Consider the following 13,321-nt stretch of genomic DNA (forward strand, 5'->3'; position numbering starts at 1 on the left):
GGGGCAGCGCGTAGCCTCGTGCGGGAAACCGCCGCTGAAGAAAGGCCGCGCATCGTGCCGCGTACCCCTCGTCTGGTCCTGGCCGCCCTGGCCGCCGCGGTCGTCGCGACCGCGGGCTGCACACTGCCGGTCTTCGCCCCCGAGGATTCCGACGGTGCCGCGCCGAAGACCAGCCACGCCGGCAAGGCGCCGCCCGCGGTCCCCGGCACGCTGGCGCAGTGGCTGCCGTGCCCCGAGGTGCCGCAGGACCTGGTCGGCCGCGGCGCGCAGGGCATGACGTACGACTGCGCCTCGGTCGCCGTGCCGCGCGACTGGAACGCACCCCAGAGCGGTGGCACCTACGACGTGGCGATGATCCGGGTCCGCTCGAAAACCCAGCGGGACCGGATCGGCTCCCTGCTCGTCAACCCGGGCGGCCCCGGCGCCTCCGGCATCGACACCGCCGTCTACCTCTCCTTCGGCCAGGCGCTCGGCGGCCTGCCCAGCGAGGTCACCGACAAGTTCGACGTCATCGGCTTCGACCCGCGCGGCGTCGGGCGGTCCAGCCCGGTCAAGTGCATCAGCGACGCCGACCAGGACGCCACGTTCGCCGCGCAGCCGGATCCGCGCTCCGACGCCGAGTTCCAGCAGGTCGTGGCGATCAGCAAGCGGGTCGCCGAGGGCTGCGGCCAGAAGTACGGCGACCAGCTCGGCACCTTCAGCACCGAGCAGGCGGCCAAGGACATGGACGCGCTGCGCATCGCGGTCGGCGACGCGAAGACGACCTACCTCGGCTTCTCGTACGGCACACTGCTCGGCGCCACGTACGCGCAGTTGTTCCCCGACAAGATCCGGGCCCTGGTGCTCGACGGCGCGATCGACCCCACGCAGGACTTCATCGCCGGCTCGGAGTCGCAGGCCAAGGGCTTCGAGCGGGCCTTCACCAACTTCTCGAACTGGTGCCGCGCCACCGCGGCGAAGTGCCCGATCGCCCCGGACGCCCGCAAGGCGGTGACCGACGCGCTGGCCAAGGCCGAGGTCTCCCCGGTCAAGGGCAACGACGGCCGCGATGCCACCGCCGGCTGGATCCTCGTGGCGGTCATCTCGTCGCTCTACACCGAATCCGGATGGCAGCAGCTCGCCAAGGCCGTCGACAAGCTCCAGGCAGGCAACGCGGAGGCCGTCTTCGATCTCGCGGACCAGTACGCGGACCGCAAGCAGGACGGCAGCTACTCCAACCTCTTCGACGCCAACCTGGCCGTGAACTGCGCCGACTCCGGCCAGGCCCCGACGGCCGAGCGCATCCGCCAGCTGCAGGGCGAGTGGCGAGCCAAGTACCCGCTGTTCGGCTCGACGCTGGCGATGGGCATGCTGCCGTGCGCCTTCTGGCCCGGCAAGAAGGATCCTTATCCGGCCGGGCCCGCCAAGGGTGCCCCGCCGATCGTGGTGGTCGGCACGACCGGCGACCCCGCGACGCCGTACGAGAACACCGCGGAGCTGGCCGGCATGCTGGGCACCGGGCAGGTCCTCACCTGGGAGGGCGAGGGCCACACCGCCTACCCGAGCACGACCTGCATCGTCAGCGCCGTGGACCAGTACCTAATCAATCTGCAGGTGCCGCAGAAGGGGCTGCGCTGTCCGGCACGCTGACGCCCTCGCGCTCCGCGAGTTCCTCGAGGAGCCGGCGGACCTGCCGCAGGTTGTTCTTCAGCTCCTCCTGCTCGTCGTGCTTGAACGCGTCCTGGTCGACGATGAGCTTGCTGGCGAAGTGCGCCGTGATCAGCGGGACGACGATGAGCACCATCAACGACATCAGCAGGGCCCCCATCAACCGGCCCTGCCACGACTCCGGTGAGATGTCGCCGTACCCGACGGTCGATGCGGTGACCACGGCCCACCACAGCGCCTCGCCGAACGACTTCCCCTCGAAGAACGTGAAGAGCACGGCGCAGACGAGGATCAGGACCAGGTACGACGAAGCCAGCGCCCGCGGCGAGTTGGCGAGCCAGACCATTCCCCGATAGATCTGCCGAAACGGCAGGAGCAGTAACCGCATGGCGTCATCGTGCCCCGGACCCGCCACGGTGGGGCTCAGCCCGACGGGCGTGTCACCATGACCACGTGGCCGACTTGATCTTCCGTACCGCGTCCCGCGCCGACGTACCCGCGATCCTGGAACTTCTCACCGACGACGAGATCTCCCGCTCCCGGGAGTCGTCCCCGACGCCCGAGTCGGTGGACGCCGCGTACTGGTCGGCGTTCGAAGCGATCGACGCCGATCCGCGCAACGAGCTGATCGTGGCCGACGCCGGCGGCGAGGTCGTCGGCACCTGCCAGCTCACCTTCACCCCGTCGCTGAGCCGCCGCGGCACCGAGCGGATGACCATCGAGGCTGTCCGCATCCGCCGCGACCAGCGCGGGCGCGGCCTGGGCCGGCAGATGATGGCGTGGTCCCTCGACCGCGCCCGGGCGCGCGGCTGCCGCCTGGCCCAGCTGACCACGGACAAGCGCCGCGCGGACGCGCACCGCTTCTATGCGTCCCTGGGCTTCGAGGCCAGCCACGAGGGTTTCAAGATCGCCCTCTGACCAGGAACCTGTCGCCCGAGAGGACGGGGACGCTCCGGCAGCGGTCGATCTCGGCGGCTATCTCCACGTCCTCCCCGAAACCCTTCTCGATGAGTTCCCTGCCGCTCGCGCACGCACGGAGCCTCGCCGGCAGCTCCTTCTCCACCGCGGCGAAGGCGGCCGCCGAGGCTTCGGCCTCCGGCGAGGCGTCCCGCAGGCCGGCGGCCTGCAGACCGTGGATGACAGCGCCCGCGCCCCACAGATCCTCGACAGCCGGTCGCAGGCTGCCGTCGCCCCACTTCTCACCCGCGGCGATGACCGCCACGGTCCCTCCCGGCGAATGCGCGATCCACTGCGCCACGGCGGAGAAGTTGCGTAAGGCCGCGCCCACGACCGTCGCCCCACGCTCGCCGGTCAACAGGGAGATCGTGGACCCGTTCGGCGAGGGCAGCAGGATGCGCGGCACAGGGTTCGCGCGGATGGTCGCCGGGGACAGGCTGAGGTCGCCCGGCCCGGCCACCGAACGGCCGACCGCGAGGACAGCGTGCCGCTCGGCCGCATGACGGGCGGCCGTCTCATCGTTCCAGCGGTACGGCAGGACCTCCGCGCCGGCCTCCACGGCGACGCTGAGAGTGGTCGTGAACGACAACACGTCCACGACGACCACCACGTCGGCGTCCTCCCCGACGGCCCGGGCTCCGGCCAGCCCCCAGTCGAATCGGAGCCGGTACGAGCGTTGCGAGTGCAAGGCGTCAGTTCTTGTTCTTCAGGTCCCGGTCCTTCGAGGGCTGCACCCGTTTCGGCTCGCCCGGCATCTTCGGGTGGTCCGGGGGATACGGCAGGTCCCCGGCGCCCGCCTTCTCGTCGCGTTCCGACCACTCCAGCAGCGGCGTGATGTCGTGGGCCACGTCGTCGATGCCCGCGTGCGCGTCACCGGCCTCGGCGATCCGCGCCGGAACCGTCCGCAGGTCGAAGTCGTCCGGCTCCACCTCGGTCAGCTCCGCCCACGTGACCGGGGTCGAGACTGTCGCCCGCGCGTTGGCGCGCAGTGAGTACGCGCAGGCGATCGTCCGGTCCCGGGCCATCTGGTTGTAGTCGATGAACACCTTGTCGCCGCGCTGCTCCTTCCACCACGAGGTCGTGATGCGGTCGGGGCTGCGCCGCTCGATCTCCCGGGCCAGGGCGATCGCCGCCCGGCGTACCTGGACGAACGACCACTTCGGCTGGATCCGGACGTAGACGTGCACGCCCCGGCCGCCGGAGGTCTTCGGGTACGCGGCCCAGCCCAGCTCGTCGAGCACCTCGTGGGCCACGCCGGCCGCGGCCACCACGTCACCGAAGGTCAGGCCGGGCTGCGGGTCGAAGTCGATGCGCAGCTCGTCGGGGTTGTCGGGGGCGTCGCCGCGCACCGGCCACGGGTGGAACACGATCGTGCCCATCTGCGCGGCCCAGGCCACGTGGGCGAGGTCGGCGGGGCAGAGTTCCTCGGCCGTCCGGCCGCTGGGGAAGCTGATCGTCGCGGTCTGCACCCACGGCGGGACACCGCGGGTGGGGATGCGCTTCTGATAGAAGGCTTCCCCTTCGATGCCGTCGGGGAAGCGCTGCAGGGTGGTCGGCCGGTTGCGCAGGGCGCGCGTGATGCCGTCGCCGACCGCGAGGTAGTACTCGAAGACGTCCCGCTTGGTGTAACCGCGGTCGGGGAAGCACACCTTGTCGGGGCTGCTCAGCCGTACCGTATGACCCGCGACCTCGATCTCCTCGGCGGGCGTCCTGGAAGCTGCCATGCCAAGACTCTATGGCCTTTTGAACGGCGACGGCCGTCCCCTCCGCGGAGGGGACGGCCGTGTGGCGAAGCCGGACGGTCAGGCGTTGCGACGGCGCCGGGTGTAGAAGACGGCACCGGCGCCGGCAGCGACCAGCAGCGCCCCGAAGCCGATCGTGAGGCCCATCGGCGCGCCGGTCACGGGCAGGGTGCCGCCCGCGCTGACGCCGCCGCCCGGGGTGCTCTCGCTGGGCGAGGGGGTCGGCGAGGTCGCCGGCAGCTCCCCGCCCGGCGGGACGGTGTCGACGCTGGCGGTCGGGGTGGCGGTGGTCCGCGAGGGGCTCGGGGACGTGGTCGGGCTCTCCCCGCCGTAACCGCCGTGGCCCCGGGTCGGAGCGGTGGTGGCGGCGGTCGCGCCCGGCGTGGCGCCGTACCCGTCGGTGCAGTCCTCGTCGCGCTGCCCCTCCGAGCACGGCGTGGTCATCACGGCGGGGTACTGGGCACGGGCCGCGGCCTCGTCACCCGTCGCCGCGGCGGGCGCCCCGCTCAGCGCCAGGGCGGCGAGTACGGTGACGCCGGCCGCGGGCAGTACGGCGGCCAGTCGGCGCGTCAAACTCATGAGGAGCATCCGTTCTGTTGCTGTGTGTCCGTCTTGGTCCGCTGGGAGTTTAGCGCCTTCTGCACCTTTTGCACGCAACGCCCCCCTTCGTTCGCTAAGACGGGACTCCCCCGATCCGGTGGCTGCGCCACAGATGCGACAGCGCGAAGACCTTCATCTCGAACCGCGGGTCCGCCGCGAACAACTCCCCGCTGTACGGCGCCTGGAGCTGCACACTCGCCCCGGACTCGAGGTACACGGAGACCACCGTGCGGGCACCCCGCCGCTCGGCACGCAGATCCACGACCCGGCTCCACGGCTGCACGCCGACCCCGAACGGGGTGACCGTACGGATCCCGTCGGCGCCGATCTCGGTCCGGACCCGCCGCCGCAGCAGCACCGCGGCCAGCGCGCCCACCACGGGTGGCCCGAACGCCAGCACCGGCCACACCCACGACGGCGGCGCCGTGGCCTCGATCAAGGTCAGGGAGACGACGGTGGCGAACAGCCCGGCGGCGATCCCCACCACGGCGGCCAGCACGCCGAGATAGAGACCACGGCCGAGGGCCTGCTGCCAGGTGGGCCGGAATCGCGCAGCTTCCATGCACCCCTCAACGGCCGGGGGTACGCCCGGAGGCCGCACTGCCGGTGCGCCGCGACGTACGGTGGGGGCATGGCAACTGACGAGACCACCCTTCCCACCACCGAGGACGAGTGGCGGGTCCGCCTCAGCCCGGACGAGTTCCGGGTCCTGCGCCAGGCCGGCACCGAGGCGGCCTGGTCGGGCGAGTACGTGAACACCAAGACCGACGGCATGTACCAGTGCCGCGCCTGCGGTGCCGAGCTCTACCCCAGCGACACCAAGTTCGACTCCCACTGCGGCTGGCCGTCGTTCGACGACGCCATCCCCGGAGCCGTCAAGGAGATCGACGACCGCTCCCACGGCATGGTCCGTACGGAGATCCGCTGCGCCCGCTGCGACAGCCACCTGGGCCACGTCTTCCGCGGCGAGATGATGACCGACAAGAACACCCGGCACTGCGTGAACAGCCTGTCGATCCGGCTGGACCCCAAGGCCTGACGCCGGGCGGCCGCCGACCGTCAGCCGCGCGCTGCCGGCTGGCGCCCGCGCGGGTGGAGCAGGGCGCCGGTCACCGCGGCCACGACCACCGTGCCGACGGTCATGCCGACCGCCACCATCATCGCGCCGACCATGTAGAGACCGGTGTCGTCGACGGAGGCCGCCTGCGCGGTCCAGGCGACGGTGAAGGAGACTGTCATGGCGGCCGCCGCGAACCACCGAGGCACGCCGGCCAGCACGGCGAGCACCAGCAGCACGACCATGGTCAGCACGCAGCCGGCGACCTGCGGCACCGTGTAGGGACCCGACGCGACCTGGGTGACCGGGTCGATCTGGTACCGGGTGTCGTGTCCGAGCCAGGCGAACCAGTTGAGCGCGGTCGCACCGGCCAGCACCAGAGCGCCGAGCAGGGGACGCTTGCGGAATATCGATCTCATGCGGTCGAACGTAATCGCGCGCCGGCGCCCGGGGATGAGTGCGAGTACCTAGCTCGGCTCCAGGTCTTCCACCAGGTAGCGCACGCCGTTGTCCGCGGTCTGCCAGTCGCCGGCCGCGGTGACCCGCCACTGCGGGCCCAGCGGAGGTGCGAAGGTGTCGCCCGCGACCTCGAGGTCGATCCGGGTCCGGACGATGTGGCCGGCGTGGGGCACGAGAGCGGTGTAGACCGACTGGCCGCCGATCACCCAGAAGTCGTCGTGGCCCTCGAGCAGCTCCTCGACCGACGAGACGACGGTCGCACCCACGGCGGACCAGCCGGGCTGCCGGGTCAGCACCACATTCGTGCGTCCGGGCAGCGGCCGGACCCGCTCCGGCAGCGAGTCCCAGGTGGACCGGCCCATCACGACGGTGGAGCCCATCGTGCGGTCCTTGAAGATCTTCTGCTCCCCCGGCACCCGCCAGGGGATCCCGCCGTCGGCGCCGATGACCCCGTCCCGGGCCTCGGCCCAGATCATGTGGATCGTCACACCGCCACCGGCGCCTTGAGGGCGGGGTGGTGCCGGTAGCCGGCCAGGGTGAAGTCCTCGTAGCGGTAGTCGAAGAGCGTCGGCGCCGGGGCCAGCTCGAGCGTCGGGAACTCGAAGGCTTCCCGGGACAGCTGTTCGCGTACCTGGTCCACGTGGTTGGAGTAGACGTGGCAGTCGCCGCCGACCCAGATGAAGTCGCCGGGCTCGAGGCCGACCTGCGCCGCGATCATGTGCGTCAGCAGGGCGTAGCTCGCGATGTTGAACGGTACGCCGAGGAACATGTCGGCGCTGCGCTGGTAGAGCTGGCAGGAGAGCCGGCCGTCCGCGACGTAGAACTGGAACATCGCGTGGCAGGGCGCGAGGGCCATCTCGGGCAGCTGGCCCACGTTCCACGCCGAGACGATCATCCGGCGCGAGTCGGGGTCCCGGCGCAGCGTGGCCAGGAGGTCGGCGATCTGGTCGGTGTGGCCGCCGTCCGGGGTCGGCCAGGACCGCCACTGCTTGCCGTAGACCGGTCCGAGGTCGCCGTTCTCGTCGGCCCACTCGTCCCAGATGGTGACGCCGTGGTCGCGCAGCCAGCTGGTGTTGCTGTCGCCGCGCAGGAACCAGAGGAGTTCGACCGCCACCGACTTGAAGTGCACCCGCTTGGTCGTGATCAGCGGGAAGCCGCGCGACAGGTCGTAGCGCAGCCGCTCACCGAAGAGGCTGACCGTGCCGGTGCCGGTGCGGTCCGCCTTGGGGACGCCGGACTCGAGGACCCGGCGCAGCAGCTCTTCGTACTGGGTGTCGACCATGGCCGCCACCGTAACGCGTTCCGCCGCCCGGGACGGCGACCGCCCCGGGCGAGGTGGAACACGTCGCGCCCGTCAATGGGACCAGGACTCGCTCATCGCGGAGATCTGCTGGTTCAGCTGCGCGAGGTCGCGGTTCGGCTCGTCGTCCTTCGGCTTCTGGGCCTTGAAACCCAGCTGGGTGCCGAGCTGCTGCCAGCGGTCGAACAGGATGGTCTCGATGAGGACGTCCTTGACGTCTTCGTGTGCGGCCTTGAGCTCCGTGAAGGCATTCTCGTACCGCTCCACCTTTTTCAGCAGTTCAGAGCGCTCTTGATTGGTCATGTCCGCACAGTAACGAGAAATGAACGTTCTTCGGGTTGATATCCGCAAAAGCGGGCGATGCCCGGCTTGACCCGCTACAGGTCGAACTCCCCGTCCTTGGCACCGCCGACGAACGCGTCCCATTCCGAGGGCGTGAAGAACAGGACATCCCCGTCCGGGCGGCGTGAGTCACGGACCGCCACCCCATTGTCCAGGAGCGCGACCTCGACCGCCGCGTCATCGGACGTTGCACTGCGGCGCCATTGCGCGGCGCTCAGATCCAGCTGAAACTTCTCGGCCACGGCGGACAGTGTGCCACGCCGCCGCGGGAGATCAGCTCTTGAGCTTCTCGGCGATCCGGACGACTCGCTGGGCCAGGTGGTCGAGGGCCGCGTACTGCACCTCGGTCAGCGGCGCGTCGTTCGTTCCGCCGGTGACGTGCGAGACGCCGTACGGGTTGCCGTCGGCGAACTTCAGCGGGTCCGTGTAACCCGGCGCCACCACCAGGCCGCCGAAGTGGTGGATGGTGTTGTAGAGCGCCAGCAGCGTCGACTCCTGACCGCCGTGCGCCGTCATCGACGCGGTGAAGCCGGCGTACGCCTTGTCCGCGAGCAGACCCTGCTGCCACTGCGGGCCGAGCGTGTCGATGAACTGCTTGAGCTGGCTCGCGATGTTGCCGTAGCGCGTCGGGCTGCCGAACAGCACCGCGTCGGCCCACACCACGTCGTCCGCGGTGGCCTTGGGCTCATCCTTGGTCCGGTCGAAGTGCTGGCTCCACGCCGCATTCGAGGCGATCGCCTCCTGCGGCGCCAGCTCCGCCACCTGGCGCAGGCGCACCTCGGCGCCCGCCTTCTCGCCCGCCTGCTGCAGCCGCTCGGCCATGCCGTGAATGGTGCCGGTGGCCGAGTAGTAGATGACTGCAAGGTTCACGTTAGCCACAAGGGCCCCCTCGGAAGTTGTTTGCAACGTCAACTAACCGTAGGAGGTTCCCCTCGACCGGGGGACGAAACGTCAGAGAACGAGCTCGCTGCCGTTCGGGCCGACCGCGTCCGCGTGCTCGTCGTCGAGCCAGACGCCGTCGCTGGCGAGGTAGCGGAAGCGGTAGTGGCCGGGATCGAGGCTCAGCGTCACGGTGCGCGTGCCGTCCCGCCGTGCCTTCAGCTCGTGCTCGCCCGGAGTCCAGTCGTTGAACGTGCCGACCACGCTGACATCGCCCTGCGGGGCGTCCTTGGGCAGGCAGAACGTCACCCGGGTCTTGTTGCCGAACAGCTTGCTCCGCTTGATCATCCGCACTCCCCCAATGCCGGTCTCCGCACGGACCAACGACCGGGGACGCGACAGGTCACGCATAAGATCTGCCGATGCACCCGGAACCCCGCGACGAGATCCGGGTGGCGTCGTTCCGCGACCTCGACGTCACCACCCTGTACGCGATTCTCAAGCTGCGCGTCGACGTGTTCGTGGTCGAGCAGGAATGCCCGTACCCGGAGATCGACGGCCGCGACGACGAGCCCGGCACCCGGCACGTCTGGCTGGCCCGCGGCGACGAGATCCTCGCCTACCTGCGGATCCTCGACGAGGGCGGGACCGAGCGGATCGGCCGGGTGGTCACCGCACCAGCGGCGCGGCAGGGCGGGTACGCGAGCCGGCTCATCGAGCACGCGCTCACCGTCGTCGGCAACCGGCCCACCGTGCTCGGCGCCCAGGCGCATCTGGCGGGCTTCTACGGACGCTTCGGCTTCGAGGTGTCGGGCGACGGGTACGTGGAGGACGGCATCCCCCACGTACCGATGAAGCGGTGTTGATCAGGGCAGCGCGGCGACGATCTCGGTGACCGAGCGACGGCGGCCGGTGTAGAACGGCACCTCCTCGCGCACGTGCCGGCGGGCGCCCGAGGCCCGCAGGTCACGCATGAGGTCGACGATCCGGTGCAGCTCGTCGGCCTCGAAGGCGAGCATCCACTCGTAGTCGCCGAGCGCGAACGCCGCCACCGTGTTCGCCCGCACGTCGGGGTAGCCGCGCGCCTGCCGGCCGTGCTCGGCGAGCATGGCGCGGCGCTCCTCGTCGGGCAGCAGGTACCACTCGTACGACCGCACGAACGGGTACACGCAGATGTACGGCCGTGGCTGCTCGTCGGCGAGGAACGCGGGCAGGTGGCTCTTGTTGAACTCGGCCGGGCGGTGCAGCGCCATCTGCGACCACACCGGCGTGAGGTGCCGGCCCAGAGCCGTACGCCGGAACAGCCCGTACGCCTCCTGCAGCGCGTCCGAGGAGGCCGAGTGCCACCAGATCATCACGTCGGCGTCCGCGCGCAGCCCGGCGACGTCGTACGTGCCGCGGACCGTGACGTCCTTGCCCGCGAGCTGCTCGAACAGCGCGTCCACCTCGCCGGACAGCTCGTCGCGCATCGCGGGCAGCGGCGTGGCGGCCCGGAAGACCGACCACATCGTGTAGCGGATCGTCGCGTTCAGCTCGTTGATTCGGGCGGCATTGCTCTGCGCCTCGCTCATTGCTCCTCCAGGTGTTTCAAGACGTCGTCGGCGGCGCTCTCGCCGCTGGCCACACAGGCCGGGATGCCCACGCCGTCGTACGCGGCGCCGGCCAGCGCCAGGCCGGGATGATCGAGGGCCGCCCGGGCCAGCGCGACGCGGTCGAGGTGGCCGGGGGCGTACTGGGGCAGCCCGCCACCCCAGCGCTGTACCCACGAGGCGGCCGCCGGCGGCAGTTCGGCGCCCAGGAGGCGGCCCAGCTCGGCGTGCGCGGTCGCGGCCAGCACGGCGTCGTCGTGCTGGAGCAGCTGCTCCTCGCCGGCCCGGCCAAGGGACGCGCGCACGATCACCGGGCCGCCCTCGCGGTCGAGGTGCGCCCATTTACGGGTGAAGAACGTGGCGGCCTTGACCAGCATGCCCTCGCTGGGCGGCACCAGGAAGCCGGAGAGGTCCGGCAGCGGTGTGCCCGGCGGCAGGGCGAACGCCACGAGGGCGACGCTCGCGTAGTCCAGGGTCTCGATCTCGGCGGCGGCGCTCAGGTCCACGCCGGCGAGCAGGCGCGCCGCGGGCCGGGCGGGCACGGCCAGCACGACCGCGTCGACGTCGTCGGTCTGCGGCGCGGGCACCGGCCCGAGCAGCAGCCGCCACCCGTGCGCGGTGCGGGTCAGCTCGCGAACCGGCAGGCCGAGGCTGATCCGGGCGCCACTCGCGGCGGCCGCGGCGCCGATCAGCCGGTTCATGCCGCCGTCCACCGCGGCGAAGATCGGCCGGCCAGGCACTCGCACGGAGGCGGCCTGGGCGGCGCGGACCGCCGCGGAGAGGGTGTGCTCGGTGCGCGCGGCGCGGGCGAGCGCCGGCATCGTGGTGGCCAGCGACAGGCGGTCGGCGCGGCCCGCGTACACGCCGCCGAGCATCGGGTCGACCAGCCGGTCCGCGATCTCGTCGCCGTAGCGGGCGCGGACCAGCGCGCCGACCGCGACGTCCTCGCCCTCGGCGAGCAGCGGGCGGCCCTCGTCCACATCCGCTCCGGGGGCCGGTTGCGCGACCGTTCCGAGCAAACTCAGATCCCCGGGTACGCCGACTAGCGTCCCGCCGGGCACCTTCTCCAGCCGCCCGCCGATGGCCAGCGCGGCCGGGATCGGGGACGGGTGCACGAGCGAGTCGCCGAGCCCGAGACGCCGGGCGAACCGCACCGCGGCCGACTCGCTGCCGTCGGGGGCGCCCATCAGGAACGACTCGGCGCCGCGCTCCACGGTCGTGCCGGCGAGCTCCCCGGTGCGCAGCTTGCCGCCGAGCCGGCCGGCCTGCTCGTACACGATGATCTCGGTGCCGGCGGGCGCCCGGTCCCGGACGCGGACGGCGGCAGCCAGCCCGGCTATCCCGCCGCCGACGATCGCCACCCGCTTCCGCACGCTTTCCACACTGTCAGGTCACCCCGGCCCTCGACCACCGGGGTCCTTCGATGTGATCCCGTTCGGGTAACACCGCCGGCGGCGCACCGAACGGTCCTAGCCTGGCCTCATGGACTATCAGGTGGCAGTGACCGTGGACCAGCTGGCCGAGTGGTACGTGCGACTGAAGGGACTCGCCGACGCCCACCACGGGCAGCCGACGGGCGACCGGCTCAAGGACCTCGCCCAGGAGGTCTACGAGGCCATTCCGTCGGAGTGGTGGGCCAACCAGCCGGAGCCGCTCAAGGGCTGACCGAGTGGACCAGCTCGACCAGGCGGGTCAGCACGTCCGGGTCCGTCTCCGGCAGCACGCCGTGGCCGAGGTTGAAGACGTGCCCCCGGACCGAGCGGCCCTCGGCGACCACCCGGCGGGCCTCCCGCTCGACGACCTCCCAGGGCGCGAAGAGCACCGCCGGGTCGAGGTTGCCCTGAAGCGTTCGGTCCGGGCCGACGATGTCCGCGGCCCGGTCGAGCGGCGTACGCCAGTCGACCCCGACGACGTCCGCGCCGGCCTCACCCATCGCCCGCAGCAGCACCGCCGTTCCCACTCCGAAGTGGATGCGCGGCACGCCGGCATCGGCCAGGCCGGCCAGGACGCGGGCCGAATGCGGCATGACGTACTCGCGGTAGTCGGCCTCGGAGAGCGCACCGGCCCAGGAGTCGAAGAGCTGCACCGCGCTCACCCCCGCGTCCACCTGCACGCGGAGGAAGGCGAGGGTGATGTCGGCGAGGCGCGAGCAGAGTTCGTGCCAGAGCTGCGGGTCGCCGTACATCATGGCCTTGGTCTTCAGGTACGTCCGTGACGGGCCGCCCTCCACCAGGTAGCTGGCCAGGGTGAACGGCGCACCGGCGAAGCCGATCAGGGGCGTCGCGCCGAGCTCCGGCACGAGCAGGCGGATGGCCTCGGAGACGTACGAGACGTCGCCGGGCTCGAGCGGTCGCAGCCGCTGCACGTCCGCGGCGGTGCGGATCGGCTCGGCGACCACCGGCCCGGTGCCCGCGACGATGTCGAGGTCGATCCCGGCCGCGGCCAGCGGCACCACTATGTCGCTGAAGAAGATGGCCGCGTCGACCCCGTGCCTGCGTACCGGCTGGAGGGTGATCTCGGTGACCAGATCCGGTCGCCGGCAGGACTCCAGCATGCCGACGCCCTCGCGGATCTTGCGGTACTCCGGCAGGGACCGCCCCGCCTGACGCATGAACCAGACGGGCGTGTGCGGCACGTCGAGGCCGCGACACGCGCGCAGGAAGGCCGAATCGGCGAGAGAGTTGGTCACCCGCGACATCGTGCCACGTGAGTGAACCGGTACCTGCGGCGCGCCGCGCTCGGACGGGAG

20 protein-coding genes are annotated in these 13,321 nt (G+C 71.5%); 5 read left to right on the forward strand and 15 right to left on the reverse strand.

Annotated features, from left to right (window positions below; all coding sequences use genetic code 11):
* The first annotated feature begins 54 nt into the window (after positions 1-54).
* Complete coding sequence (locus AB0368_RS16640) at positions 55-1,629, forward strand: alpha/beta hydrolase (RefSeq protein ID WP_366154747.1); 1,575 nt, start codon at positions 55-57, stop codon at positions 1,627-1,629.
* Here AB0368_RS16640 and AB0368_RS16645 read toward each other — a convergent pair.
* A complete protein-coding gene (locus AB0368_RS16645) occupies positions 1,583-2,035 on the reverse strand; it encodes a potassium channel family protein (protein ID WP_366154748.1) in 453 nt (150 codons plus the stop codon). The genes AB0368_RS16640 and AB0368_RS16645 overlap by 47 nt on opposite strands.
* Positions 2,036-2,100: 65 nt before the next feature.
* Between AB0368_RS16645 and AB0368_RS16650 the strand changes: the two genes are divergently transcribed.
* On the forward strand, positions 2,101-2,565 hold the full coding sequence (locus tag AB0368_RS16650) for a GNAT family N-acetyltransferase (RefSeq protein WP_366154749.1): 465 nt from the start codon (positions 2,101-2,103) through the stop codon (positions 2,563-2,565).
* Here the strand turns inward: AB0368_RS16650 and AB0368_RS16655 are convergent.
* The 4 genes from AB0368_RS16655 to AB0368_RS16670 form a co-directional block, all read right to left on the reverse strand.
* Entirely contained in the window at positions 2,549-3,292 is a 744-nt protein-coding gene (locus tag AB0368_RS16655) for a 2-phosphosulfolactate phosphatase (protein ID WP_366154750.1), read from the reverse strand. The genes AB0368_RS16650 and AB0368_RS16655 overlap by 17 nt on opposite strands.
* Before the next feature lie 4 nt (positions 3,293-3,296).
* Entirely contained in the window at positions 3,297-4,328 is a 1,032-nt protein-coding gene (gene ligD, locus AB0368_RS16660) for a non-homologous end-joining DNA ligase (RefSeq protein WP_366154751.1), read from the reverse strand.
* A gap of 78 nt (positions 4,329-4,406) precedes the next feature.
* A complete protein-coding gene (locus tag AB0368_RS16665) occupies positions 4,407-4,925 on the reverse strand; it encodes an LPXTG cell wall anchor domain-containing protein (RefSeq protein ID WP_366154752.1) in 519 nt (172 codons plus the stop codon).
* Between the two features lie 94 nt (positions 4,926-5,019).
* Positions 5,020-5,508, reverse strand: a complete 489-nt coding sequence (locus AB0368_RS16670) for a PH domain-containing protein (protein WP_366154753.1) — start codon at positions 5,506-5,508, stop codon at positions 5,020-5,022.
* 69 nt (positions 5,509-5,577) lie between these two features.
* Between AB0368_RS16670 and msrB the strand changes: the two genes are divergently transcribed.
* Positions 5,578-5,985, forward strand: coding sequence for a peptide-methionine (R)-S-oxide reductase MsrB (gene msrB / locus AB0368_RS16675; protein WP_366154755.1), 408 nt, complete (start codon positions 5,578-5,580; stop codon positions 5,983-5,985).
* A gap of 20 nt (positions 5,986-6,005) precedes the next feature.
* Here msrB and AB0368_RS16680 read toward each other — a convergent pair whose 3' ends face one another.
* The 7 genes from AB0368_RS16680 to AB0368_RS16710 all read right to left on the reverse strand — a co-directional run bounded on the left by AB0368_RS16680 (position 6,006) and on the right by AB0368_RS16710 (position 9,331).
* Positions 6,006-6,422 carry a hypothetical protein gene (locus AB0368_RS16680; protein ID WP_366154756.1) on the reverse strand — a complete coding sequence of 139 codons (417 nt, stop codon included), beginning with the start codon at positions 6,420-6,422 and terminating at the stop codon, positions 6,006-6,008.
* A gap of 48 nt (positions 6,423-6,470) precedes the next feature.
* Positions 6,471-6,950 (reverse strand): dihydrofolate reductase, encoded by a 480-nt coding sequence (locus tag AB0368_RS16685; RefSeq protein WP_366154757.1) that lies wholly within the window; start codon positions 6,948-6,950, stop codon positions 6,471-6,473.
* The gene (locus tag AB0368_RS16690) at positions 6,947-7,744 is read right to left on the reverse strand and encodes a thymidylate synthase (protein WP_366154758.1); all 798 of its coding nucleotides are present in this window, start codon (positions 7,742-7,744) and stop codon (positions 6,947-6,949) included. Before AB0368_RS16690 ends, AB0368_RS16685 begins: the two co-directional genes overlap by 4 nt.
* A 72-nt stretch (positions 7,745-7,816) precedes the next feature.
* On the reverse strand, positions 7,817-8,065 hold the full coding sequence (locus AB0368_RS16695) for a hypothetical protein (protein ID WP_366154759.1): 249 nt from the start codon (positions 8,063-8,065) through the stop codon (positions 7,817-7,819).
* 74 nt (positions 8,066-8,139) lie between these two features.
* Positions 8,140-8,346, reverse strand: coding sequence for a DUF397 domain-containing protein (locus AB0368_RS16700; protein WP_366154760.1), 207 nt, complete (start codon positions 8,344-8,346; stop codon positions 8,140-8,142).
* A gap of 31 nt (positions 8,347-8,377) precedes the next feature.
* Positions 8,378-8,983 carry an NAD(P)H-dependent oxidoreductase gene (locus AB0368_RS16705; protein WP_366154761.1) on the reverse strand — a complete coding sequence of 202 codons (606 nt, stop codon included), beginning with the start codon at positions 8,981-8,983 and terminating at the stop codon, positions 8,378-8,380.
* Between the two features lie 72 nt (positions 8,984-9,055).
* A complete protein-coding gene (locus AB0368_RS16710) occupies positions 9,056-9,331 on the reverse strand; it encodes an isoamylase early set domain-containing protein (protein ID WP_366154762.1) in 276 nt (91 codons plus the stop codon).
* A gap of 74 nt (positions 9,332-9,405) precedes the next feature.
* On the opposite strand from AB0368_RS16710, the gene AB0368_RS16715 reads away from it, so the two are divergent.
* Positions 9,406-9,849, forward strand: a complete 444-nt coding sequence (locus AB0368_RS16715) for a GNAT family N-acetyltransferase (protein ID WP_366154763.1) — start codon at positions 9,406-9,408, stop codon at positions 9,847-9,849.
* On the opposite strand, the gene hemQ is transcribed toward AB0368_RS16715, so the two are convergent.
* Both hemQ and AB0368_RS16725 read right to left on the reverse strand, forming a co-directional pair.
* Positions 9,850-10,554, reverse strand: coding sequence for a hydrogen peroxide-dependent heme synthase (hemQ, locus tag AB0368_RS16720; protein ID WP_366154764.1), 705 nt, complete (start codon positions 10,552-10,554; stop codon positions 9,850-9,852).
* Positions 10,551-11,954 (reverse strand): FAD-dependent oxidoreductase, encoded by a 1,404-nt coding sequence (locus AB0368_RS16725; RefSeq protein ID WP_366154765.1) that lies wholly within the window; start codon positions 11,952-11,954, stop codon positions 10,551-10,553. Before AB0368_RS16725 ends, hemQ begins: the two co-directional genes overlap by 4 nt.
* Before the next feature lie 100 nt (positions 11,955-12,054).
* On the opposite strand from AB0368_RS16725, the gene AB0368_RS16730 reads away from it, so the two are divergent.
* Entirely contained in the window at positions 12,055-12,237 is a 183-nt protein-coding gene (locus AB0368_RS16730) for a hypothetical protein (protein ID WP_366154766.1), read from the forward strand.
* On the opposite strand, the gene hemE is transcribed toward AB0368_RS16730, so the two are convergent.
* Complete coding sequence (gene hemE, locus AB0368_RS16735) at positions 12,227-13,261, reverse strand: uroporphyrinogen decarboxylase (protein ID WP_366154767.1); 1,035 nt, start codon at positions 13,259-13,261, stop codon at positions 12,227-12,229. The two genes, AB0368_RS16730 and hemE, sit on opposite strands and share 11 nt — an antisense overlap.
* Positions 13,262-13,321 lie beyond the last annotated feature (60 nt).

The sequence above is a fragment of the Actinoplanes sp. NPDC051475 genome (genome assembly GCF_040689425.1).
Taxonomy (GTDB): Bacteria; Actinomycetota; Actinomycetes; order Mycobacteriales; family Micromonosporaceae; genus Actinoplanes.